Origin of the sequence: Thalassobacillus devorans (assembly GCF_011761345.1) — a bacterium.
In the GTDB taxonomy this organism is placed as follows: Bacteria; Bacillota; Bacilli; order Bacillales; family Halobacillaceae; genus Thalassobacillus; species Thalassobacillus devorans.
In genome coordinates this window covers 446,713-468,781 of sequence record NZ_JAASRY010000001.1, presented here as the reverse complement: position 1 = coordinate 468,781, position 22,069 = coordinate 446,713, and the positions used below count along the sequence as shown (strand labels likewise).

Annotated in this window: 23 protein-coding genes and 2 pseudogenes; 3 read left to right on the top strand and 22 right to left on the bottom strand. The window is 38.3% G+C overall.

Going from position 1 to position 22,069, the window contains the following annotated elements:
• The first annotated feature begins 193 nt into the window (after nucleotides 1-193).
• A complete protein-coding gene (locus FHS45_RS02305; RefSeq protein WP_258953972.1) occupies nucleotides 194-1,720 on the top strand; it encodes a glycine betaine uptake BCCT transporter in 1,527 nt (508 codons plus the stop codon).
• Nucleotides 1,721-1,786: 66 nt separating this feature from the next.
• Here the strand turns inward: FHS45_RS02305 and FHS45_RS02300 are convergent, their stop codons facing one another.
• The 6 genes from FHS45_RS02300 to FHS45_RS02275 form a co-directional block, all read right to left on the bottom strand.
• Nucleotides 1,787-2,362 carry a cysteine hydrolase family protein gene (locus tag FHS45_RS02300; protein WP_062444956.1) on the bottom strand — a complete coding sequence of 192 codons (576 nt, stop codon included), beginning with the start codon at nucleotides 2,360-2,362 and terminating at the stop codon, nucleotides 1,787-1,789.
• Nucleotides 2,363-2,697: 335 nt separating this feature from the next.
• Nucleotides 2,698-3,285 (bottom strand): YdeI/OmpD-associated family protein, encoded by a 588-nt coding sequence (locus FHS45_RS02295; RefSeq protein ID WP_062444954.1) that lies wholly within the window; start codon nucleotides 3,283-3,285, stop codon nucleotides 2,698-2,700.
• Nucleotides 3,286-3,437: 152 nt separating this feature from the next.
• Nucleotides 3,438-3,812 carry a DoxX family protein gene (locus FHS45_RS02290; protein WP_062444952.1) on the bottom strand — a complete coding sequence of 125 codons (375 nt, stop codon included), beginning with the start codon at nucleotides 3,810-3,812 and terminating at the stop codon, nucleotides 3,438-3,440.
• Between the two features lie 81 nt (nucleotides 3,813-3,893).
• Nucleotides 3,894-5,507: an ABC transporter permease gene (locus FHS45_RS02285; protein ID WP_062444950.1), complete on the bottom strand. Its 1,614-nt coding sequence runs from the start codon at nucleotides 5,505-5,507 to the stop codon at nucleotides 3,894-3,896.
• Nucleotides 5,508-5,533: 26 nt separating this feature from the next.
• On the bottom strand, nucleotides 5,534-6,415 hold the full coding sequence (locus tag FHS45_RS02280; protein ID WP_062444948.1) for an ABC transporter ATP-binding protein: 882 nt from the start codon (nucleotides 6,413-6,415) through the stop codon (nucleotides 5,534-5,536).
• A gap of 110 nt (nucleotides 6,416-6,525) precedes the next feature.
• The gene (locus tag FHS45_RS02275; RefSeq protein ID WP_082412016.1) at nucleotides 6,526-7,176 is read right to left on the bottom strand and encodes a TetR/AcrR family transcriptional regulator; all 651 of its coding nucleotides are present in this window, start codon (nucleotides 7,174-7,176) and stop codon (nucleotides 6,526-6,528) included.
• Between the two features lie 355 nt (nucleotides 7,177-7,531).
• Here FHS45_RS02275 and FHS45_RS02270 point away from each other — a divergent pair, with 355 nt between their 5' ends.
• Nucleotides 7,532-7,840, top strand: a complete 309-nt coding sequence (locus FHS45_RS02270; RefSeq protein WP_062444946.1) for a hypothetical protein — start codon at nucleotides 7,532-7,534, stop codon at nucleotides 7,838-7,840.
• Between the two features lie 858 nt (nucleotides 7,841-8,698).
• On the opposite strand, the gene FHS45_RS02260 is transcribed toward FHS45_RS02270, so the two are convergent.
• The 10 genes from FHS45_RS02260 to FHS45_RS02220 form a co-directional block, all read right to left on the bottom strand.
• A complete protein-coding gene (locus FHS45_RS02260) occupies nucleotides 8,699-9,952 on the bottom strand; it encodes an aminopeptidase (protein ID WP_062444942.1) in 1,254 nt (417 codons plus the stop codon).
• A gap of 113 nt (nucleotides 9,953-10,065) precedes the next feature.
• A complete protein-coding gene (locus tag FHS45_RS02255) occupies nucleotides 10,066-10,623 on the bottom strand; it encodes a GNAT family N-acetyltransferase (protein ID WP_062444940.1) in 558 nt (185 codons plus the stop codon).
• 183 nt (nucleotides 10,624-10,806) lie between these two features.
• Nucleotides 10,807-11,442 (bottom strand): hypothetical protein, encoded by a 636-nt coding sequence (locus FHS45_RS02250; RefSeq protein ID WP_062444938.1) that lies wholly within the window; start codon nucleotides 11,440-11,442, stop codon nucleotides 10,807-10,809.
• A 34-nt stretch (nucleotides 11,443-11,476) separates the two neighbouring features.
• Nucleotides 11,477-11,974, bottom strand: a complete 498-nt coding sequence (locus FHS45_RS02245; protein ID WP_062444936.1) for a GNAT family N-acetyltransferase — start codon at nucleotides 11,972-11,974, stop codon at nucleotides 11,477-11,479.
• 460 nt (nucleotides 11,975-12,434) lie between these two features.
• Nucleotides 12,435-12,641, bottom strand: coding sequence for a GNAT family N-acetyltransferase (locus FHS45_RS02240; protein ID WP_229717814.1), 207 nt, complete (start codon nucleotides 12,639-12,641; stop codon nucleotides 12,435-12,437).
• 257 nt (nucleotides 12,642-12,898) lie between these two features.
• The gene (locus FHS45_RS02235) at nucleotides 12,899-13,282 is read right to left on the bottom strand and encodes a histidine phosphatase family protein (RefSeq protein WP_229717803.1); all 384 of its coding nucleotides are present in this window, start codon (nucleotides 13,280-13,282) and stop codon (nucleotides 12,899-12,901) included.
• 241 nt (nucleotides 13,283-13,523) lie between these two features.
• On the bottom strand, nucleotides 13,524-13,652 hold the full coding sequence (locus tag FHS45_RS20510; RefSeq protein ID WP_371872008.1) for a GNAT family N-acetyltransferase: 129 nt from the start codon (nucleotides 13,650-13,652) through the stop codon (nucleotides 13,524-13,526).
• A 137-nt stretch (nucleotides 13,653-13,789) separates the two neighbouring features.
• Nucleotides 13,790-13,969, bottom strand: coding sequence for a hypothetical protein (locus FHS45_RS20085; protein ID WP_208416242.1), 180 nt, complete (start codon nucleotides 13,967-13,969; stop codon nucleotides 13,790-13,792).
• 248 nt (nucleotides 13,970-14,217) lie between these two features.
• Nucleotides 14,218-15,066 (bottom strand): NmrA/HSCARG family protein, encoded by an 849-nt coding sequence (locus tag FHS45_RS02225; protein WP_062444930.1) that lies wholly within the window; start codon nucleotides 15,064-15,066, stop codon nucleotides 14,218-14,220.
• A 328-nt stretch (nucleotides 15,067-15,394) separates the two neighbouring features.
• Complete coding sequence (locus tag FHS45_RS02220) at nucleotides 15,395-15,658, bottom strand: YhgE/Pip domain-containing protein (protein WP_062444926.1); 264 nt, start codon at nucleotides 15,656-15,658, stop codon at nucleotides 15,395-15,397.
• 352 nt (nucleotides 15,659-16,010) lie between these two features.
• Here FHS45_RS02220 and FHS45_RS02215 point away from each other — a divergent pair, with 352 nt between their 5' ends.
• Entirely contained in the window at nucleotides 16,011-16,604 is a 594-nt protein-coding gene (locus FHS45_RS02215) for a TetR/AcrR family transcriptional regulator (protein WP_062444924.1), read from the top strand.
• Nucleotides 16,605-17,281: 677 nt separating this feature from the next.
• Here the strand turns inward: FHS45_RS02215 and FHS45_RS02205 are convergent.
• The 6 genes and pseudogenes from FHS45_RS02205 to FHS45_RS02180 form a co-directional block, all read right to left on the bottom strand.
• A pseudogene (locus FHS45_RS02205) lies at nucleotides 17,282-17,827 on the bottom strand (SDR family NAD(P)-dependent oxidoreductase); the annotation flags it as partial.
• A 52-nt stretch (nucleotides 17,828-17,879) separates the two neighbouring features.
• Nucleotides 17,880-18,893 carry an AraC family transcriptional regulator gene (locus tag FHS45_RS02200; protein ID WP_062444922.1) on the bottom strand — a complete coding sequence of 338 codons (1,014 nt, stop codon included), beginning with the start codon at nucleotides 18,891-18,893 and terminating at the stop codon, nucleotides 17,880-17,882.
• A gap of 778 nt (nucleotides 18,894-19,671) precedes the next feature.
• A pseudogene (locus FHS45_RS20415) lies at nucleotides 19,672-20,049 on the bottom strand (tyrosine-type recombinase/integrase); the annotation flags it as partial.
• Nucleotides 20,050-20,052: 3 nt separating this feature from the next.
• On the bottom strand, nucleotides 20,053-20,427 hold the full coding sequence (locus FHS45_RS02190; protein ID WP_229717801.1) for a hypothetical protein: 375 nt from the start codon (nucleotides 20,425-20,427) through the stop codon (nucleotides 20,053-20,055).
• Nucleotides 20,428-20,828: 401 nt separating this feature from the next.
• Nucleotides 20,829-21,089, bottom strand: a complete 261-nt coding sequence (locus tag FHS45_RS02185; protein WP_062444918.1) for a hypothetical protein — start codon at nucleotides 21,087-21,089, stop codon at nucleotides 20,829-20,831.
• A gap of 334 nt (nucleotides 21,090-21,423) precedes the next feature.
• Nucleotides 21,424-21,966, bottom strand: a complete 543-nt coding sequence (locus FHS45_RS02180; protein WP_062444916.1) for an NADPH-dependent FMN reductase — start codon at nucleotides 21,964-21,966, stop codon at nucleotides 21,424-21,426.
• Nucleotides 21,967-22,069 lie beyond the last annotated feature (103 nt).

Here is a 22,069-nt window from a genome sequence, read left to right as displayed (position 1 = left end):
CTTTTTTTTTTTTGCATCTCGTACATTTTATAATGACCAAGCTCCCATCCGCTGACCCTCTTCATTAAAAATGGCACGACTATTTTACTGAGCACGGGGCCAATGACCAATATCAAAAAACGAATAGAAAGAATAAGAACTGATTTCCTTCAAGATAATATAACTATCTTCAAAAATGGAAGGGGACCCAGCCGTGAAAGAAAAATTTACAACGGTTTTTAAAATATCTGTTGGAATCATGCTCGTGCTCGTGATTATTGGAGTCATATGGCCAGATGGCTTAGAAGAGGCAACGGGGAATGTACAGGCATTCATTTCTAACAAACTAGGATGGTATTACTTAATCGCCGTCACTTTATTCGTGCTCGTATGCCTCGCTTTTTTGCTGACGCCACTGGGGAGAATAAAGCTTGGAAAAGCAGACGAGAAACCTGAGTTTTCCAGACCGACATGGATTGCCATGTTATTCAGCGCGGGAATGGGGATTGGAATTGTCTTTTGGGGGACGGCAGAGCCGATCAGTCACTATGCGATCAACTCGCCAACCGGAGAAACGGGGACAGATCAAGCAATCAAAGATGCCATGCAGTACACCTTCTTCCACTGGGGGATTCATGCCTGGGCGATTTATGGGATAGTGGCACTTGTGTTAGCTTACTTCAATTTCCGTCATGGACATGCAGGACTGATCAGTGCCACGTTGAAACCCATCATTGGAGATAAAGCGGATGGAGTGACTGGCAAAGTTATTGATATACTCGCCGTTATTGCCACAGTCATCGGTGTTGCGACAACCCTTGGTTTTGGGGCTGTACAGATTAATGGAGGCTTATCTTACTTATTTGATGTGCCATCGGGCATTTTGGTGCAGTTTATCATTGTCGCGGTCGTTACAGTATTATTTATGATTTCAGCCTGGACCGGCCTGGGAAAAGGGATCAGAATACTCAGCAATGTAAACATGGGCTTGGCAGCTCTTTTATTCTTACTGGTTTTCTCCGTAGGTCCGACTTTATTTATATTGAACTTATTTACCAGCTCGATCGGAGCCTATTTACAACACCTTCCGTCGATGAGTTTTCGCATCGCACCGTTAGACGAAGAAACACGTGAATGGATCAATAATTGGACGATTTTTTATTGGGCCTGGTGGATTGCCTGGTCTCCGTTTGTTGGAGTATTTATCGCACGTGTTTCCCGCGGCCGAAGTATCAGGGAGTTTGTATTTACGGTGTTGGTCGTCCCGTCTGTCATCGGCTTTTTATGGTTTGCAACCTTCGGAGGGGCGGCAATATCATTGGAGCATAATGCCGTGGACACGATATCCTCCCTGGCTACGGAAGAGTCACTTTTCGGTGTTTTTTCCAATATGCCATTAGGCATGATTGCATCGATTGTAGCCATGACCCTAATTGGTACCTTTTTTATCACCTCAGCTGATTCAGGCACCTTCGTTTTAGGGATGATGACAACCGGAGGATCTGAAACGCCCGGAAATACGATTAAACTGACCTGGGGAGTCCTACTGTCTGCTACGGCACTTGCCCTTCTTTATACAGGCGGACTGCAAGCCTTACAGAATACGATGATTATTGCCGCTTTGCCTTTCTCGATTATCATGCTGCTAATGGTAATCAGCTTTGTCAAAGCTATTTATAAAGAGGGAAAAGAATTAGGTGTGGGGCGGTTCCACCCGCCGAATAAGAAAAAAGCTAAATAAAACTGACCCCCAGTGCACTAAAACATGATCGCGCTGGGGGTCAGCTCTTGATTCATCCTATCCAAATCAAGCTTTTTCAGCTCGTTCGGTGGCTTTTATGACTCTGGCACCAAGCACATGTTCAAAATGACCAAGTGCCCACTGGTGTCCCTCTTCATTAAAACTGGCTACCGCACGCTCATGAACAACGATAGAATATCCTAAATTGTAAGCATCCATAGCTGTATGAAGGACACAAATATCCGTACAGACACCAGTAAGATGTATCTCACTAATTCCTCTTTCTTTTAAATAAAGGTCAAGATCAGTTCCGGCAAACGCACTATAACGCGTTTTATCCATCCATTTCACATGGGACAAACCCTTGTTTTTCACATACAAGTCCTGAAGTGAGCCATACAGCTTCCTGCCATCGGTCCCTTCAATATTATGGGGAGGAAATAGTTTATGTTCAGGATGATACCGATTGTCCTGATGATGAAGATCCACTGCAAAAACGACAGGTTCCTTGTCATCCACCCATTGTTTTACTAACCCTTGTATATCATCTTCAATTTCCTGCCCCGGCTTTCCACATGTTAATGCACCATCATCTGCCACAAAGTCATTGGTATAATCAATCACAAGTAAACACCTGTTCATTCAAAAGCCTCCTCTCAGATATAATTTTACACATGTATTTATAGATGTAAAGACACTTTCACCTGCACAAAAAAGGACGCAGACACCATAGTGTCTGCGTCCCTGCTCATGTTGGAAAGTTATTTTACCTAACGCCAGGGGGCGGGCGTTGGGTAGCTGGTGCTACACTTCTATCCTAACAAAAAATTCATCCAAAAAGTCCGATGTAATCAAAAGGACATGCAATTTACACATTTCTTCCATACTTATCACTAAAAGATGCCTCTTATATCATCAGCAACATTTGTTAAAACTTTTAATTACAATAAACCATCATGGTGAACTAATAATCTATATTAATCGTTTAATCCCTTTCCATCGAGAATATGCTGAACATATTTTTCAACTCTTGACTCTCGGGTTTGGGGTTTTTTTGCTTTGGAAAAGTAAATAATGTATGCTCTTTGCCGTCCAGGCGTCAATTCTTCAAAAGCAGTTTTCAAGGCAGGGATTTCATCGAATTTATTTTGTAATTCATCAGGAATTGTGAATTCTTTTTTCTTTTCCACTTCTAAACCGGCTTTTTCTACTTCAATGGCTTCATGAATATATTCTTTCACTATCGTTTCCATTTCAACTATTTCCTGAACATTGGTAAACCGAATTTGTCGTGCCGCTTGCACGTTCTCGGTTTGTTGGATTAGAACCTTATGGGGATCCTTTAACAAGGCTCCTTTGTGAAACAGAAGCGCGCAATATTCTTTGAAGCCATGGATTAAAACGATGTTTTTCCCTTCATGCATATAGCAAGGATGCATCCATTTAATATCTTCGTCCACCCCACAGTCAAGAACGATATTTCTCAACGTCTCAAATTCTTCCTTCCACTGTTTGGCTTTTTTCAAAAATCCATCAACTTTACGAGTCTTTCTACTATCTGTCATAAGGGAACACTCCTTTTCATTTTTTCAATCAGGCGTTTAGAATATTGCCTATCCAATTCTTCTTGGCGTCACTTGAATATTCGACAACGTTAGGATTCATTTTATTATTTGTTCCTAACGTTTTTAAACAAAGTACCACTCTACCTCCCTTGTTAAGTAAGGGGAAAAGGATGCGACATGCCATATGCATACACGAATACAAGAGTGGTTGCAATCAAAGTAATCACTATTGCCGGTATCGCATTTCCAACAGGATGCTTGACTCTGAAATGGGATAGACATGCCAGGAGCATCGTAATGCCAATCCATATACCTGCCAATGCGGCCACCTCAGGATACCAGTATCCTATAAGAAGTCCGGCTGCCCCGGCTAGTTGGACGAGCCCGGTAACAAATCGAAACCATTGAGGCAGTTCAATTGATTCAAACAGTGCAACTTGATTTTTCTCACCAGCCAGCTTGCTTATCCCGGCAACAGACATGGAGATAAGCAGAAAACTTTGTAAAATAACAAAAATGATGAACATAAGGTTCTCCCCCTTTTCATTCCGCCAATTTCTCTTTAGGTCCTTTTTTTAGGATGAGTTTCTAATGGTTCTGTTCCAGGATCAAGCCCCTTCAACCAGATCCCGTCGTTGATAACCAAGGTAACCAATTATCATCAAAGCAATGCTGATCACGGTTATCGCAACAAAAACCAGCGTGTTAAAATTCTCCAACGGCAAGCGAGGTATCCAGCTTTGGATAGCTGTTTTCGCAAACCATTCGGGTAAGTCCAAAATTCCTCCGAAGTAGTTTAGTAAAAAAGAATAAGCAAGATATATATACACTACTTTCCCCCATTTTGGTGCCCAGCCGAGAGTTAATGCAGCCATACCAGTAAAGAATAATACGGATGGTAAAAAGTTAAAGCCGGCAGCAAGAAAATCAATCATACCCATCATTGATTGATCCCCCATAGCAGAGATGGCTGTACCGCCAAGACTGCCTGCAGCTAATAAAATTCCCACTAATCCTGTGCTCACAGCTAAACCAATACTGGTCCAATATAACCTGCTGCGAGTAACTCTTGTGGCATAAAGCTGATTTAAGTGGGAGTGACTTTCTTCAGTAAAAAGTTTATTTACAAGGACAATAGGTAAAATGGAAACCAAACCAATCATGACCATCATAATCGTCCCAGTGAATGATTCTTCAATCGAAGCTCCTGAATGCGTCAACATTTGCTGAACGATTTCACTACTCTCAAGAAAGGTTTGCATATCCCCATAAATGGAGCCATAAGCCGCTCCCATCACAATAAAAGCAATCAACCAGCTAATCATCACACCTTTATTAAGCCTTATAAATAAACCCTGGACCGACAATAAAGATTTCCCGGCTCTTTCTCTGCCTTCTCTTTCATGAAGATAGCCAGCTCCCATATCGCGAGATCCTTCAAGGGCAAAAGCAACGGCCATCATGATTACACTGAAAATCAAGGTAATCATAAGCGGCACCCAGTTATTTCCCGTAAAAGGATAAGTTAAATAGGTCCAGCCCATAGGATTCAACATGGACAGATCCACATTGGAGATATCTGTGCCGGCACGAATGATATAAAGAAGTCCTATTATGCCTAGTGCTGCACCTGTTGCCCCTGATGAAGCAGGCATAAGCTGTGACATGACCAGAGCAATTCCAGCACCGATAATCCCGGCCATTCCGATGGATGCTCCGAATAAAATGGACCCTTCAACTGTAATCGTATCAGCCTCAAAGCTTATCATTACGCCGCTGATAAAAAGCGCTAATAAAATATTAATAAATACAACTTCCACCAAAGTGGCAAGAGAGTTTGCTTGACGTCCGACTTGAAAAGAGCGAACGATTTCAGTCAGCCCAAGATTCTCTTCTTTACGTGTATGGCTTACTACATGTAAAACAGTTATGACCATTGCAAATAAACCACAGAATAGTAACATTTCATGTGAATACAAGGCTCCTAGAGTATACTCCCCAGCTGTTTCGACTGGCGTAGGGCCTACCATGGCGATCATAGCGGGATTCTGCAGAGTTTCGTACATTCCCATCAAGCCCTTGCCTTTCGAAATTTCTTGAAAAGCTGGAACATAGGCTGATGAAAATAAGCCGAGTCCTAAAATCCAAACAATCATTTTTTTCCAATCTCGTTTTAGATAAATCAGGAACAATGTATTCCAACGCGCAAATTTCTCCTCCATTGAAGTCCACCTCCCCTTCCAGACTGTTACCCTTCATAATGACGCATGAACAAATCTTCAAGGGTCGGCGGTACAGATTCAAATTTCTTGACCCCTAGTTTACTTGCTTCCCTTAAAATGACATTAAGTTGGTTATGATCCACAGAGAATGTCGCTTGATTATCTTTTTGTTCGAAATCATAAACTCCATTTAATGCAGCCATTACAGCTACATCCCCTTCCGTTGCTAAAGTTACGTTAGACCGCGTCAAATGGCGTAATTCTTCAAGACTACCGGATTCCACAATCTCCCCTTGGCGAATGATAGCAACCCTGTCTGCCAAGCGCTCTACTTCACTCAAAATATGAGAGGACAACAGGATCGATTTACCTGCTGCTTTAAGTTTTTCTACCTCTTCTTGAAAAATGGACTCCATCAAAGGGTCCAGCCCGGAAGTTGGCTCATCAAAAATGTATAAATCCGAATCAGCAGCTAAGGCTGCAATCAAGCCAGTCTTTTGGCGATTCCCTTTCGAATACCCTTTGGCTTTTTTCTTAGGATCCAGCTCAAAACGTTTAATTAAATAGTCGCGTTTTTGCTGATTCCCCCTGCCATGCAATTTAAGGAACAAATCAATAATTTCACCACCGGTCAGGCTTCCCCACAGAGTGACATCTCCTGGAACATAGGAAATGCGCTTGTGAATTTCAAGGCTTTCTTTCCAAACGTCCTTACCGAATATTTCTGCAATACCGGCATCTCGTTTGATAATCCCCAGCAGGATACGGATAGTCGTAGATTTTCCTGCCCCATTGGGTCCAATAAAACCGACCACTTCTCCCGCATTTACCGTGAAAGTTACGTCATTTAGCGCCTGAAACTTACCGAATTTCTTTTGTAAACCTCGGATATTCACAATTTCCGGCATACTATTCCACTCCTTTTTACCTTCTGATATCTTTCCAGTGGTTTTTTCCGGTTGAAAGGGAAGATATAAGTTTTGGTTAAACGCCTATATATTGATTCCTCCATCAATATCTAATTGACCCTAAACTCATTCTTATAAAAACTGTACTTCAGTATTTCAGCATAGATCTCCCATTCTTTGAGATATTGCTCTCCAAATTCAGCCATATCTTCAAAGGTATTTATTTGCCGGGTGGCTTTCTCCCCAAATCCGAACATCGTCCAATTCAGGATTTCTATTGCTTTTTCGATATCAAGGTCTTCACGGAACTTGGAATAATCAATATCCTGATAAATTATCTTCGTGCCACGGGCATAGATTGCATCGACTTTGCTGTTAATAATCTCTTTTACTTCAGCCGAGTCCTCCTGGACAGACTGGGCCAGAAAATCAAATACGTGAGGGTATTTTTTTTGGATATACATTTTCTGTATCCCAATATGTTCGAGTCTTTTAAAAAGATCTGTTTCAGTTAAATCTATTTGTTCATAAAGCTGCTCGATAATTTGCACACTGTATTCGAATACATACACGTAAAGATCTTTTTTGCTTTTAAAATAATTAAATAAAGAACCTTTTGATATTTGTGCCTCTTTTACAATTTCGTTAGTTGATGCTTTATCAAATCCATTTTGGACAAATTCCTTGATTGCCGCATTAATAATCAGTTCTCTTTTATCATCATTTAATTTATAAAAATTCGATTTAATCTCTGTGACCACCTTTCGCCACCGGTTTGACCATTCCGGTCATTTTAATGATAGCACCGATGACCACCTTGGTCAAATTATTCCAGAGTGACTATAGGCCCCATTTAATTAAGATATCCTCTTTTTTTCATAAAAAAAAGCGACTATCGCTTAACGAATAATCGCCTCCTCTTGTCTCTCAACTCCTACCAATCGATGGTGTCATCTACATCCAGGGTGTATTTCAAAGTATCTTCAATTTTTTAACAGAGCCCAATATCCAATTTTCAGAAGATGAACAATCGAACATTTTTTAGATTTTTGCATAATACATTAAGGTATATAACGAAGCGGGTTAACCCCCGCCCTTAATTCCCGGAGGTGGGTTATGTCGAGTTCACGAATTTTGAAATGGGTGTCTGGGGGATTAGAAGCCGTTTTAGCAATCCCTGTCTTAGGAGCTTCAATTATTATTGGACTCTTTTGGTTCCCTTTAGTAGTAATGCTAGTTCTCCATATAGTTACGTTAATCCTTACAAAAAAAGATGGAGGTAAAACCACAGGAAGTATTTTAGGTATCATCACATCTTGCATAGGTTGGATTCCTGTAGTCGGATGGATAATGCATATATTGTCTGCGATATTCCTGATGATTAATGCAGCGGAACCAGATAAAAAAGCTGAAGAAGCTCAGTGATCCCCTTTAATAAGAGGGTGGGTCAAAACTAGCTGTTAATAATAAAAAAGGATTCCGATTATCGAATTTGAACTATACCCCGAATAATGGACACTGATAAAAAAGTGGACTTATTCGGATTTTTTGTGTTCCATGACCTGGAATGTCCATTGATAATATTCCTTATTTCATCTCAGTCTTATATTATTACTGAGGGAATATACACTCTTATATTTCGAAATATAAAGTTTACAACACAGTAAACAAATGACTATTTTCTTATTCCACATTACTGCCCGTTAGTTAAAAAGATATTGTCCATATTAGACAATATCCCCCTATTATGGAAGACTTGATTTCGAGCGACTGGAGTAAGCCTTTACCTAACAATTCGCTAACACAATAAGGTAATCAACTATTAATTGTATAAAATGAACAGTTAATGTAATTCAAACTCCGTCAGATTCAGACTCTTCTTCTTTCCATTTAAAAAAGGTATAAATAAGTGTTACAACGACGACAGCAATAGCTAGTAAAGAAATCATGACATTTACTATTGTAGGTGAAGTTAATAGAAAACTTACAATAAGAAAAATGAGAATAGGTAATTGAATTAAGTTCCACTTAAATTTTCTTTTGTAATTCCAACTCCAATAAAGCAATTGCCCACCTCCTATGGACTAGTTATGGATACAAACCTGCTCGTTACTGAATACGATCGTCCAAACAGACCCTTTTATTTATGTACATTCTTTCACAAAAACAAAACCCATAATCTTCATTTGTTACAGGAATGCTGCCCAGTTTGCTTTCACTATAACTAGCACTAAGTATAATCAACCAACAATCAGTTTTCTCTGTTATGAAGTTGGAGACGATTTAGAATTGGAAATCCCCATCCTTCATTAGCAGGACTTCAGTTCCACCTTCTTTAATGCCCACTACTTTCATATCTTCGGTACCAAAGGTCACATTGACTGACAAAAGTGAAGTATTCAGACCCGCAGCCTTCAACTCTTCCTCAGATTGGTCAATGCCATTTTGAATATTGGAAGGAGATGCATTTCCAATTCCAATATGACAGGACGTATTTTCATCAAACAATGTATTGTAAAAAAGAGTATCTGCCTGAGCAAGAGGAGATTTATTAGAGACCAAGGCAATTTCACCTAGATAATGTGAACCTTCATCTGTTTCGATGAGGTTTTGTAACACTTCCTGTCCCTTTGCGGCATAATAGTCGGTAATCCGTCCATCTTTAAAAATTAGATAAAATTCATCGATGACACTTCCCCCATAGATAAGAGGTTTAGTACCTACCAATTTGCCATTCACCTTATTTTTATGGGGAGCAGTAAATATTTCTTCCGTAGGAATGTTCGGAAAGAAAGGTATTCCATTTTTATCTATGACACCCCCACCGATAAAGACGTGATTGTTAGGAATGCCGACGACTAAATCCGTTCCTCGGCTATTGGTAAAATGCAGGGTGTCAAACTGGCAATCGTTTAGAAAGGTTTTCCGGGACTCGAAGGCGCGATCATGGTTTTCCCAGTCTTTGGTAGGATTTGTTCCATCTGCCCGCGCTCCACGTAAGATGGCTTGCCATAACGATTGCACGGCTTCTTCTTTACTTACGTGAGGAAATACTTTCTTCGCCCATGCGAAGGACGGGACAGCTAGAAGACACCAGCGTACCTCGTGGGACATAATCTTTGCATAATAATCTTCCAACTTGGTGCGGGAAGCCTTTTGAAAGCGGCTGATCCGTTCTGGGGAAACCTCCTTAAAGATATCTAAGTTTTCAGAAATAATATGGATGTAAGCAGCACCTGCCTCGTCCCACTCCTTAAAGCGGGCAGCCTGCCAATCAGGAAAGTGATCGATAACACTATCTGCTGCATTTAAGTAAAATTCTTTGGTAGACTGTTCATCTGACCAATCTATTAATACATTTGAAGCCCCTGCCTCGTAGGCTACCGTTTGGATTAGACGGGCAAACGTAGCATTTTGTATATCACTATGAATAATCAACAATTGATTTTTTTGCAGATTTACACCAGCTCGTACAGCAAGTTCTGCATACTTTTTCAACTGTACTTCACCTATAAATTCATATATTCCTTTAATCATTTAATATCTCCCCTGTGATGTTCTTGTATATGTTTCTTCACGAAATACCCCCTATAGATGAAGACTCGAAATCAAGATAATAATAACCTTTCTACAAGTTAAGTTCTATAAGTTCAATACTCACTTCCTAAAATTGAATACACTTCCGTATCTCTAAATTCGCCCTTTATAAACTCATTTTTTCTTAAAGTGCCCTCATATTTCATGCCTAACTTCTTCATTACCTTTTGAGAACCGATATTATCTGTATCGGATCTACCCTCGATTCTATTAAGATATAGCGTACTAAATCCATAGTGAACGAGTTCCCGAAGTGCTTCAGTAGCAATTCCTCTTCCCCAATAATCCTCCGATAGAAAATATCCCAATTCTACGCATTTGTGTCTATTACTCCAATTAATAAAGGCTGCCACACCAATGACTTGGCCTGTTTCATTCCATTCAATTGCCCATTCACCCGATTCACCTTTTTCGTACCCTGTAATTACCATACTCAAAAAATCTTTAGTCATATCTTTTGAACTGTTTACTTCCCAAGTCATAGGCCTTGATACGTTAGGATTGGAGCAGAACGCGAAAACATCCTCTAAATCTGAAAAAGACAGCTTTCTAAGTTTCAATCTCTCAGTTTTAAACTCAGGTATTTCTTTTAGATAATTCTCAACTTCCATACTATCCCACTCCATTTACCCTTTAAATTTAATAAGCAAAATAAATATTAAGATATCATATCGTTATTTTATATAAGTTTCAATTACTTTTCTAAATTAGTATTACCCCACCTTCTATTGCCAAGAAAAAAGGCGGGCGATTACTCTTATTGACTAATCGCCCCCTTTTTTTGAACACTCAAATTACTTTATATACTTGCTTATGGCATGTATAGTTTCGCTTAAGATAGAAATAGATCCTATTGTGTTAAAGGGTTCCACCTCTAAATAATGGTTAGCTCCTTCAAACTCCTTTACCATAATATTTTCTTTTTGGTCCAAAGCTTCAACTTTTTCTACAAAATAATGATGGTCGCTTTTTCCCGTAATCACTAGTAAATCACGTGGACTTTCTAGTAGGATTTTCATAAAAACGTCATATTTCAGCAAAGGGGTCAGCAGTATAAATTTTGATTCTGAGAATTCAGCTAATAATTGATCGATTATGGGTATAGTTCCAAGGGACTTACCCAAAAATACGACCCCTTCATACTCATGACGTGCGAGTACGTCCTCAATTATTGGATATACATCACTTGTAATGACCTTTGCTAGTTTTGTTATAGGAAGGTTTAATACATTATTTGAGTAATTGTAATGGACATGGATTATGTCAACTTTATCTTCTATTAATTTCATAGTTGAATAATAAAACAAAGGCTTATCATATGTATATCCAGCTCCAGAAAACATGAAGCAAACTTTGTTAGAGTTATTCTGAATATGGGTAAATTTAAGCTTCTTGTCCCCATTTAAAATTTCCTTTTCCTCTACCTTCATTATTCAGTTCCTCCTCATGTTCTTTCTTTTATTATTACAAGAGTTTTGCCATAAAGTACTCATCAATCCATTTACCGTTTATAAAGAGTGAGTGTCTTTTTGTCCCTTCAATTTCAAATCCCATTTTTTTATACAGGGATAAACCTGCTTCATTCTTTGTGACTGTTGTTAGCTCCAACCTATGGATATTGTGATTTGCAGCCCACTCCTCCAACTTTCTAAATAGTTTAGTACCTATTCCTTGGCCTCTATAATCCTTTGAAATTCCAATAACTATGTATGCTGAATGATTATTCCTTTTAGCACTTCCACCGAAAGCTAACAAATACCCTACCAGTGCCCCACAATTTTCAGCAATAAGTATGGTTGAATTTTCTTTTTCTTGCACACTTTTAATCATCTTTAATTGACGTTCACGATTAATAATTCTTTCTTCTGGTTCCCATAGCATATAATCTGAACTATCTTCAACTTGTTTAGTTAGAATAGAAAGTCCCTTTGCATCTGTTACTTTTATTTCTCTAACTATCATAATCTCTCTCCTATATCACTTATAGTATTTTAGGAAGTAAATTCCTCTCCTTTTCTAGCAAATAATAAAGGTGCCCCCTCAATAACATCTTAGGTTAAAAATTTTGCTTCCTAAAAGTGCTTGAAGTTATAATTCAGGCTTTTCTACTATTCAGATTCTCTGGTGGACTTTGTTTTGTTATAAATAGAGAAGGTAAGGGATATCCCGATAGCTGTTAAAAGGAGGCCACCGATGAACGTGACATTTGGTATGTACCATATGTAGGTGGGGGTAATGTTTTTCATTGCTAAAACATCCACTTGCACATTAAAATTTGTGTAAATTAAAATTTTTTCTAATCCACTTAATGCCATTAGGAGTATCCCCAAAATTAGACAAACTAAGCTGGTTGATGCTTTCATAATATTTCTCCTTTTCTCTTATGGTAAGTCTTAACATAAAATCCAATAACTTTTTTCCTTTATATGTAACCTTTCATCCTTATCACTTTTCCCTCCACTTCTACCCCCACTTCTTCCATCCCGATCTTGTGATAAAAATCAATAGCTGGAGTATTTGTTGGAGAAACTCTTAAATGGTATTCACTTACTTTATTGTCCTTAAAAAATCGGGTGGCATATTCATTTAATTCCTTCCCCTTCTTTTTTCTACGCCTATATTGAACAATCGCCCCCGTTTCAGGAAGATTCGAAGTTGAGATATTTCATAGGTTATTCCACTAGTTTAGGTAATATTAACAATTAACTTTTAGAAACCCAGTTTCTTTAGGAAAATCATTTCTTGTTAGTTCTTCACCAATAATAAACTGATTATATGACGTAATCGAGCCTTCGTGAGAAACGACATACATTCTTTTATTTCCAAATTTGTTTGCACCATTTTAAAAAGTCTTCTGCTAAAACTTTAAACGTTTTTTCGGGTAATTTATTTATTCCTTCTAACCACCATTGATTTGATAGTTCCTCTTCTATACAAATCAGCGAATTCCTCTTTTATTATTTCTTTAGATAGAGTCTTATCGCAAGGTAGTGTCTGCCACTCTGACTTTTGAGGAAACATTCTTGGTGAGATTAACGGACTTACTATTTTCATGCACGTTATACCTTCACTCCAAATTCGTGCTGTCTGTATTGTTCTTCTTGTTGGACTAGTTATAATTACATCTGATTCTGACAAAGGAAACTGTTCTTTGAGTGACTTGGATTGAATGATCCCTTCCTCAGTTAATGCAGGGTATAAAGTATGTATGCTTTTAGGTAGATCCAAGGTGTGTTCTCCTTGTCTGTGTCTTATAAATACTAACTCCATCTAAACACCCCTTTAATAAAAATATCAATTGTTCAACCATACAGCCACGTAAGTAAAAAGGCGAACGTCCATATTGAACAATCGCCCCAGTATTTGTAAGATTTGATTTCTAGATATATTGAAGCAAATTTTCAACTAACGCAACCTTAACTCAACATTAATTATTCAAAACGCGTAATACCTGTCTGGTACCCGGAGTACCCGGTTATTTAATAGTAACTCTTTTCAAGAAACGATAGTATCAATAGAGTAATAAATTATAATAAAAATGGTTCTCATATTTCTCATACCCAATTAATTCATATAAATGTTGAGCCTTGTGATTATCGCTAGCTGTTTCAAGTGTTAATTCTTTTGCACCTGTTTCTATGGCGTGTTCCTTTGCTCTTTACATTAAGCCTTTAGCTAGTCCACTTCGCCTCGCAGATTGATCAACATACAGGTCATTTAAAATTCATATTTTTGCTAGATTTACTGATGAAAATAATGGATAAAGCTGAACAAATCCTAATGGCTTACAGAGCTTTCTTGTTTTTCAATTGCTAAAAACATCTCAGATTGTTGATTCTCCATTCTTTCACGAATAAACTTTTTTGCTTCCTTTACATTTGATGGTTGGTCATAAAAGACCCGATATTTGTCAAAAAGGTCTACAATTAAATCAATTTGATCTAGATTTGCTTTCATAAGCACAATATTTTCACCATTTGTCGTATTACTTTCCCTCCAAAATTTAAATCATTGATGGAGAAGGTTATTATACCTGGTCAATGGCAAAACTAACCGGATATTGATCTGCCGCACTCAATTCCTTATTTTCTTTGTTATCTGATGCATTTCTTCTCTGTTTCATAAGATACCCTTACCTTTTCTGTTGCTTAATAAAATTACACAACTATCGATTCATTGATTATTCATTAGCACCTTTTTTCTTCTTAAACAAATGGATCCCATCCCGAGTTTTTAACCCAGGTTGATAAATCAAGCAATTCGGGATGAACTTTACGTAGTGAAGGAATGTCAGCTTGATACCCATCAGTTTCTAACCATTCAAACATTTTATTTTTCTGAAATTGATCCCTGGCAGACTCCAAAACTTCACACGGTGTATCAAATACTTGACTAAACACTTTTGCCACTTCTGAAAGCGTCACTTCGTCCCCCGCAATTTCAATGGCCATTCCCTTGTATTTTTCCGGGTTGTTAAAGGCAATTGCAGCAAACGCACCGATATCTTGCACCGCGATGATTTGTAATTTCGTATTCACATCCATAAATCCCTGTACCATCAATTTTTGTTCATGAGCTTGAGTAAATTCTATAAAGTTTTCCATGAAACCAGTTGGACGGAGAATCGTAAAAGGTAAACCAATAGCACGTACATATTTCTCAACTTGCCACTTTGTTTCAAAATGGGGAACCCCACTATCTCTTTCAGCGCCGCCGGCAGAGCCATATACAAAATGTGAAACGCCGACCTGTTTGGCAACATCCGCTACTGTTTTCCCATGTTGGATCTCTTTTTCGGGATCCTTTGAATACAAAGGTTGAACACTATAAACACCGTAAACTCCCCGCATGGCTTCCAAGAGAGATTGCTGATTATCCATGTTCGCTTGGACAACTGTGGCGCCCTTTTTTTGCAGTTCTTGTGCAGCCGGTTGATCCGGGCGCCGCGAAACCGCACGCACGGACCATCCATCAGCTAACAACTTCCTGGCAATTGCGCCTCCCTGTTTTCCCGTGGCACCCAACACTAAAATGGTTTTGTCTGAATTTGTCATATAGAAATCCTCCTTTTTTTAATCCCAGACTTATTGTTCCTTGATTTTACCTCCCCCAAAAACTTGGGAAGTTGACTGACAAGAGAGGTCCATCGTAAGCCGATCTTTTTAACCACTGTAAAAAGGATCATGGAACTGATGAACGTCGTCAGCCATATAATCTGGGTGAATATGGCTGGCGCGTTACCGTTTGCGGTATAACTTGGGACAGGGTTCAGTTTCTCCGTTTTTACAGAGATGGGTTGTGAGAGCTGCTGGGCTTGCTCTACACTTAACGGCATCTGACGCTCAGACACTTGCGTATATAAATTGGTTTGGACTTGTTGGTTCAACTTTGCGATGATCCATTAGCCACTTGCTCTCCGATTAAGACCGCTGGTTTGTTCAAGCCCTCATTGATCAGAACCTCGACTTCAGGATTTTGCGGAATTGGACTTAATAGAGTAGGAATCTTTTGAGATAGATCGTTCGGAATGATGATAGAAACATAGAAGTTCTTATCATTCATCTCATTGATTGCGTTTTCGCGACTTTCCAGAATGGTCCATTCCACACTCTCATTGTCATTCTGCTTGATTTGCTCTTCTAACATTTTACCGAATTTAAACTCCTCTCTGTTGGGAGTGTCACACCTTCTTCTTCCACGACGAGTGCTAACGGCATGTCCTTCGGTGTTGGATTGACGGTGGAACCCATGAATGAAAATGTTAATATGGTGGCAGCAATCAGGATTCCAGCGAACCCGCCCCAGAATAGCTCCTGCTTAAAGAAATTTATCCTATACCCCCCTTAATAGACAAGTTTTTGATTAATTAACACCATGTTGTGTACAATGCCATTATAGAAGAATACAAGAAACATACAATAACCAATGTTTAACCATATGTCTGATAAACTACACCTGATTTGAATTTGTTGTGTATTTGATAAAAGAGGGATGAAAAATGGCTAAGAAAACAGACCTACGAGTAAAAAGGACGAGGATACTCATTAACGAAGCATTCTTGAAGGTTATCCAAATGAAGGGCTTTGACGCAATGACAATTCAAGACATCGCAGATGAAGCGTTAATCAACCGCTCAACTTTCTATCTTCACTATGATGACAAGTATGACCTTCTGGAAAAAATGAGTTCTGATGTCATCCAGGAATTGATCAGCGTCATCAATCCGCCTTTCGACCAGGCAGATCAGGAACTGTTAAAAGGCAGTGTCACCAATGTTTACCAATGTATACAAAAACATCAGATGTTCTATCAAGTCATGTTCGGTAAAAATGGTATCAATGGTTTCAGGAACAAATTAGAAGAAGTGATTCGTGATAAGTTCGACAGGCATATAAAAGAAGTTGTGAAGGATCCGACCCAATTCCAAATCCCGAAAGATCTCCTTCTCCATTTCATCAGCGCTGCCTTCGTAGGTATCATCCAATGGTGGTTAAACCAGGATGAGAAGCCTACACCTGAAGAGATGGCCAACCAGCTCTCCAAACTCATCACCCAAGGACCAATACAAACTGCCGGCTTCAAAATCGAATGATAGTATTTTTAAGAAAGTGTCAGGTATCGTTTCAGAAACATTGAAAATAAGTACAATCCTAAACTGTGCCTAACACTTTCGCTTAGGGGTGTAATTGATGCAGTTGAAGGTCCTAAACCTATTTTTCAATGGAAAAATATTAAAGATTGGTATAGAGAAAACTGCTGTACAGTTCCCTCTTTTTTCTCCATCAATTTCGTGATGCTCTCTGCAGAAGAAAAAATGCGTGATGACCTACGTAGTAAAACACTTTCATGGTTAAATGAAGAACTTGATCGTACCTTACCTATACATACTCGGAAATATTTCTCGAAGAGCAACATATAAAACAAACCTATCATGTAATTCCTAAATAACAGGAATTTAGAAAGGTATTTCTGTTTGTGCAAGGAAAACTTATGTTTCAATTGTTGATTGATAACTACAACCAATACTCAACTATACCCGTTCACAATCTTGGTAGATTATTCAAGATAATGGCCCTATACATTAAGAAAGGCACTTTTCCTTGTTACAGAAAAGCGCCCTTTCGTATTATAAGGTAAGCCCAGTCTACACTAGTTCTACTTTTTGGTCGCGAACCAAGCTACTTCGCTTCAATCAAACCCGTTATTGTAATCATGTTGGGGACTATTTCACATTTTAAGAACGCTTCTAATAATCTCGGTAGAAAAAAATTAAAAAATAGCAGGAACCATTCCTCCATCCATCCGTACTGGAGAACCTTTAAATGCGGATGCGTAAGGACTACATAAAAATGTAGCGAGTCTGCCGATTTCAGCAGGTCTGATAAACCGTTGTATCTCAGAGTGAGGTAGATTTGTAGTCATGAATTGTTTCTCTTTTTCTATAAAATCCAGATTGTCATCAGGATACATCCCCTCAATGATTTGATACACATTCTCAGAAAGTGTGGGACCTGGCATGATCGTATTAACAGTAACTTCTTTTCCTTTTGTTAATTTGGACAGGCTTTTTGATAATGACAATAGCATTGATTTTGTCATACAATATTGAGGCATTTGTCCTGAAGGCATAATGGCTTCTTCACTGGCAATAAAGATAATGCGCCCATCATCATTTTTCAACATTTTTGGTAAATAAAATTTAGATAATCCATTTGCAGCAAGTACATTCGTACGAAAGTATTTTTCCCATATTTCATCACTAACGTCCTCATATTGCATCATCTCATATATCCCCATATTGTTAACTAAAATATTTTTAATCCCATCTCCATGATTTATAACTCCTTTATATTGTTTTAAGAAAATATCAATTGATCGTGTTTATACCTGAATTTTCAGAACGCCAATTTAATGGGGTAACTCCTTGCCAAAGGTGAAAGGCACGGTAAAACGAGTTTTGGTCTTCATATCCAACCAGAAAAGCAACTTCTTTAATATCGAGTGAGGGGTTTGCCAAGTACTTTATTGCCTGTTCATGTCGAACTTCTGTTAATAGATGATTAAAGCTCGTACCTTTATCAGTAAGTCTTCGCTGCAAGGTGCGACTACTTATCCCCAACTCGCTCGCGATGTTCTGAATGTCAGGGCGTCCTCCTGATAGACTACGTTTCATGATCCACTTAACCATCTCAGTGATTGATCGGTTGCGTTGTAGCTCATCCAGCGATTGGTCCAGTACTGGAGTCAGAATTTCCAGCAGTTCTGCGTTGTACGAGGCAAAAGGGTGGTCCAAATCTTCTCTATGTAACGTTAATCGGTTACAATTTGCCCCGACTCGGATACGGCACCCAAAGTAAGCTTCAAGTCCCTGTACATCGCCCATTGAATGCGATAATTCGACAAACTTAGCTGTCAAATGATTTCCTGTCCCCCGTCGCCCTAACTCCAGAAGAAACGCAAGTGTAATACCAATCAGCATCGATGGACCAGGTTTCTCAGAGTTCATCCATTCCAGTTCAATTGTGCAGTTATCCCCTTTCTCAGTGATATTTAAGCTTTCGGGAGGACACAGTTGTTTGTACCGAACCATTCTCTTTAGAGCATCGCGGTAGTCACGAGCGTGGTAAGTCGCTAAGACAGTCGGTGGATAATGTGCTGTTTCAATGCCGGTCGCAAGCTTGATGATTCCTTTGGCAGTGTCGTCAACGAGATCAGAATAGGCCTGCCAAATCGCAAAATATTGAGTGATAGTAACATACGGTTCAGTAATAATAGAAAGCGGTAATCGTGCTTTTCGAACCACCTCATTGGCCGCTATCCCCAATCTTTGTAATGCTGTCCAAAATCCTGCCGGGACTTTAACACGAGTATTTGGCGTCATACAAATAGAACCTCCTTCATTTACCCATATATTCACTAGTTTTGGTGGTGTAATTATGCATGATTTTGTTTGCTGCTCAGTTAATATATTATCTTTCCAATGTTACTCCGTCACTAGTAAAAAGCGACATTTTACTTGCCGATTACGTCAAATGATTCAGTTAGAAAAAAGTACCTTAACCTAACCTTTTAAACACTGAACGTCTTACTTTTTATTGAATTTTATTCTAAAAAAGTGAAATGAAAAGTATATACATCTGATACAAACATGCCTAAGGAAATCAAAACTTCTTTTTTTCTATTGATCACAAAAGCGAATTTCTTCTTTTACAAGTACAAGTGTAATGCCTTTGTATTTTCTAAAACTTTCCTTTTTAATAATCTGACCTTTTCATAAAGAAAGAGCACAACTCTTGTTACGGAATTGTGCCCGATTGCTGAAGCATAATATAAAACTATGGCAACAGTCTTTCTATAACCAATTGATGGAATTAAAGCTTCGAAATTCATTGTTCCATCAATGATTTCAGTTTCAATAATGCCCCTAATATTGAAAACTCGAAATCGATATATATTTTTTAATATTTAACCGCTTTTCAAATTGTCCATCTATCTTTCTCAATTATGCTCTTATTACTTGAAAGTGACTTATCTACATGATTAATAAATATCCTCAATTCATTATCATCTAGTTCATGTAAAATACTTCTTCCGGTTCGCTCACTTAAATCTTTAAGTAATTGATTTTTGGTAGGATACACTTTTCTGGTTTCCCACAAGTACTTTGTATAAAAATCTTGTCTTAGTTTTCCACTAAGTTGAGCATAAACATTTGTCGTCTCACTCTTTTCGTGACCAAGCAAGCTCTGAATTACGTCAATAGGAGCGCCGTTGTTGATCATGTGGATAGCATAGCTATGTCTTAATTGATGAGGATGAATGGTTTTATTGGTGCCCGCTCAACTGGAAATTCTTTTAATAATATACCTGATCAAATCAATACTCATCCTTTTTTGCGGTCTTCTCTCTGTCAGGAATAAACAAGGGTTTGAATCTGTACGTTCTTCTAAATATCGCTTTAACCATAAGGAACAGCGAGTATTAAAGTAAACTTCTCGTTCTTTATTGCCTTTACCTTGTACGATAACAGCGTTGCTATGCTATAATCTATATGATTTTATTTCCTGTACCTTTCCAGACCTCCCAGTATTACTAAACATATATACATCGCAGAAATCAATTTTTGTTCCATTTGCTAATGTAATCACACCATTTATTGAAGCGAACTTCCCGTGAGTTATCACTTGGTAAATTTCAAGGCAATCAACGATGTGGTTATTTTCCTCCTGCAAAGTAGAAATTAATGAACATTGACCTTCTACTTTTTTATTATCTTTTAATTGATACCATATAATAGATTCATTGGCATATTCCTCAATGATTTCATTTTGCTGTTTTAATATAGATACTGTAAAATCAATAACTAATTGTTTCCTTGGAGCATTATCACATCCTTTTGGAATGATAAGCTTCATATCATTTGGGGAACTGTCCATTTATTCAACCTCCCGAAATATTAGATACATTTTACTTGATAGAAAGAAGAAGTAAAACAATATTAAAAGCTCCTTCTTCCACAATCTGTCCCTAGTATCGAAAACGGATACCTACTTATTCAAGAAGTGCTCCCACTAATGGAAAACTTGGAATCGAAATAAATATTTGAGTAATTTAAAATCCCTTTATACATATACCCCAAATACTAATTTAGGATTTGCTTAGTATCTGAGTAGCTTTGTGATAATCCTTTGATTTAACTAGAATATCGTAGGTATCTTGAGTTACATAAATTGTTTTCCAACTGTTTTCTTTCAAGTACTTAAGCAACTTGCTTAACATATTTGCCTCCTTACATGGACTAATTATGTACACCTAGTCAAGCTAGTATTTTCCAGGCAATTAGGAGTAAGGTCGCGAAGGCAGCTTCCATCAATGTCCCCTTCAATGACTTTTTACGAAGCAAGTCGTAAACTGCTCGGGCGTAGAACGCTATGGCAAATACCAATACAATACCAACTTCAGTGATGAAGGGAGTGACGAACATTACGAGGAAGAATAAACCATCGAACCACGTAAACTTAACCGGTTTGGCGTAAGGATCATCCAGGATTGGATGCTGTTCGTTTTTATCTTTCATATCCATCACTCCCTTTTGCTTACTCATTATATCGCTCTGATACAGCAGTATAACTAAAGTTGTTATGTAACTATATTGAACACTCCTTGTAAAAGAAATGCGCTCCACTAAATAGATTCGCTAATCCTCTGTTAAATCCCTTTAATCCCCATATTATCTCGAAACTGAGTCTTCAACTATCCTGCCCTTATATGGAAGACTTGAATTCGAGATATAATCCCTGAAAGTTGAAGAATGTTTTGTAGAAAGCTCACCTTTTTCATAAGAAAAAGGGTGATCTGAATAATTTCAGTCTCACCCCTAAATTCATTGACATCGTATACTATCGATTTAGTTATTTGTTTTTTTCTACCCAGCCGATAAAGTTATCCATAACGCTATCTAAGAATTGAATCGTCGCTTCATCAACTAAATTTCCTTCTTCGTCCATCTTTTGATGAATAGTGCCAATCAAAACCTCATTTCCAGGTAAGGTAAGCGCGGCTACACCTGGAGCATTAAGTATCTGACGTAGATGCATTTGGGCACGGACAGTGCCTAATGCACCCATGGTACCACCTGCAATCATAACTGGTTTATTCGTCATTACTTTGTCTACTCTGGAACACCAGTCTATCGCATTTTTTAAAACACCCGGTACAGAATGGTTGTATTCAGGGGTAACAATGATAATACCATCAGCCTCAGCTATCTTCTGTTTAAATTCTCTTACAGCCGACACAGGATTTTCTTCTTCATCCTGGTTGAAAAAAGGAAGTTCTTCAATGCTTAAAAGCTCGATTTCAGCTTTTTGCTGATAACGCATGCGGATATAATTGGCAAGTTTCTTGTTATAAGATTCCTTTCTGATACTTCCTGCAAAAACTACAAATTTCATTCCATCACCCTCCGTGATAACAGTTGTTTAATGTTCTCTTAAGATACCCTGCCTCTTTTTGTCTCAAAGCTCTTACACAAACTATATTATCAAAAAGACAGTG

Coding starts and splice junctions, on each gene's coding strand:
- FHS45_RS02300 (WP_062444956.1), bottom strand. CDS start 2,362: ATGAACAGGTGTTTACTTGTGATTGATTATACCAATGACTTTGTGGCA.
- FHS45_RS02295 (WP_062444954.1), bottom strand. CDS start 3,285: ATGACAGATAGTAGAAAGACTCGTAAAGTTGATGGATTTTTGAAAAAA.
- FHS45_RS02290 (WP_062444952.1), bottom strand. CDS start 3,812: ATGTTCATCATTTTTGTTATTTTACAAAGTTTTCTGCTTATCTCCATG.
- FHS45_RS02285 (WP_062444950.1), bottom strand. CDS start 5,507: ATGGAGGAGAAATTTGCGCGTTGGAATACATTGTTCCTGATTTATCTA.
- FHS45_RS02280 (WP_062444948.1), bottom strand. CDS start 6,415: ATGCCGGAAATTGTGAATATCCGAGGTTTACAAAAGAAATTCGGTAAG.
- FHS45_RS02270 (WP_062444946.1), top strand. CDS start 7,532: ATGTCGAGTTCACGAATTTTGAAATGGGTGTCTGGGGGATTAGAAGCC.
- FHS45_RS02260 (WP_062444942.1), bottom strand. CDS start 9,952: ATGATTAAAGGAATATATGAATTTATAGGTGAAGTACAGTTGAAAAAG.
- FHS45_RS02255 (WP_062444940.1), bottom strand. CDS start 10,623: ATGGAAGTTGAGAATTATCTAAAAGAAATACCTGAGTTTAAAACTGAG.
- FHS45_RS02250 (WP_062444938.1), bottom strand. CDS start 11,442: ATGAAGGTAGAGGAAAAGGAAATTTTAAATGGGGACAAGAAGCTTAAA.
- FHS45_RS02245 (WP_062444936.1), bottom strand. CDS start 11,974: ATGATAGTTAGAGAAATAAAAGTAACAGATGCAAAGGGACTTTCTATT.
- FHS45_RS02235 (WP_229717803.1), bottom strand. CDS start 13,282: ATGGAGTTAGTATTTATAAGACACAGACAAGGAGAACACACCTTGGAT.
- FHS45_RS20085 (WP_208416242.1), bottom strand. CDS start 13,969: ATGAAAGCAAATCTAGATCAAATTGATTTAATTGTAGACCTTTTTGAC.
- FHS45_RS02225 (WP_062444930.1), bottom strand. CDS start 15,066: ATGACAAATTCAGACAAAACCATTTTAGTGTTGGGTGCCACGGGAAAA.
- FHS45_RS02220 (WP_062444926.1), bottom strand. CDS start 15,658: ATGTTAGAAGAGCAAATCAAGCAGAATGACAATGAGAGTGTGGAATGG.
- FHS45_RS02215 (WP_062444924.1), top strand. CDS start 16,011: ATGGCTAAGAAAACAGACCTACGAGTAAAAAGGACGAGGATACTCATT.
- FHS45_RS02200 (WP_062444922.1), bottom strand. CDS start 18,893: ATGACGCCAAATACTCGTGTTAAAGTCCCGGCAGGATTTTGGACAGCA.
- FHS45_RS02190 (WP_229717801.1), bottom strand. CDS start 20,427: ATGAAGCTTATCATTCCAAAAGGATGTGATAATGCTCCAAGGAAACAA.
- FHS45_RS02185 (WP_062444918.1), bottom strand. CDS start 21,089: ATGAAAGATAAAAACGAACAGCATCCAATCCTGGATGATCCTTACGCC.
- FHS45_RS02180 (WP_062444916.1), bottom strand. CDS start 21,966: ATGAAATTTGTAGTTTTTGCAGGAAGTATCAGAAAGGAATCTTATAAC.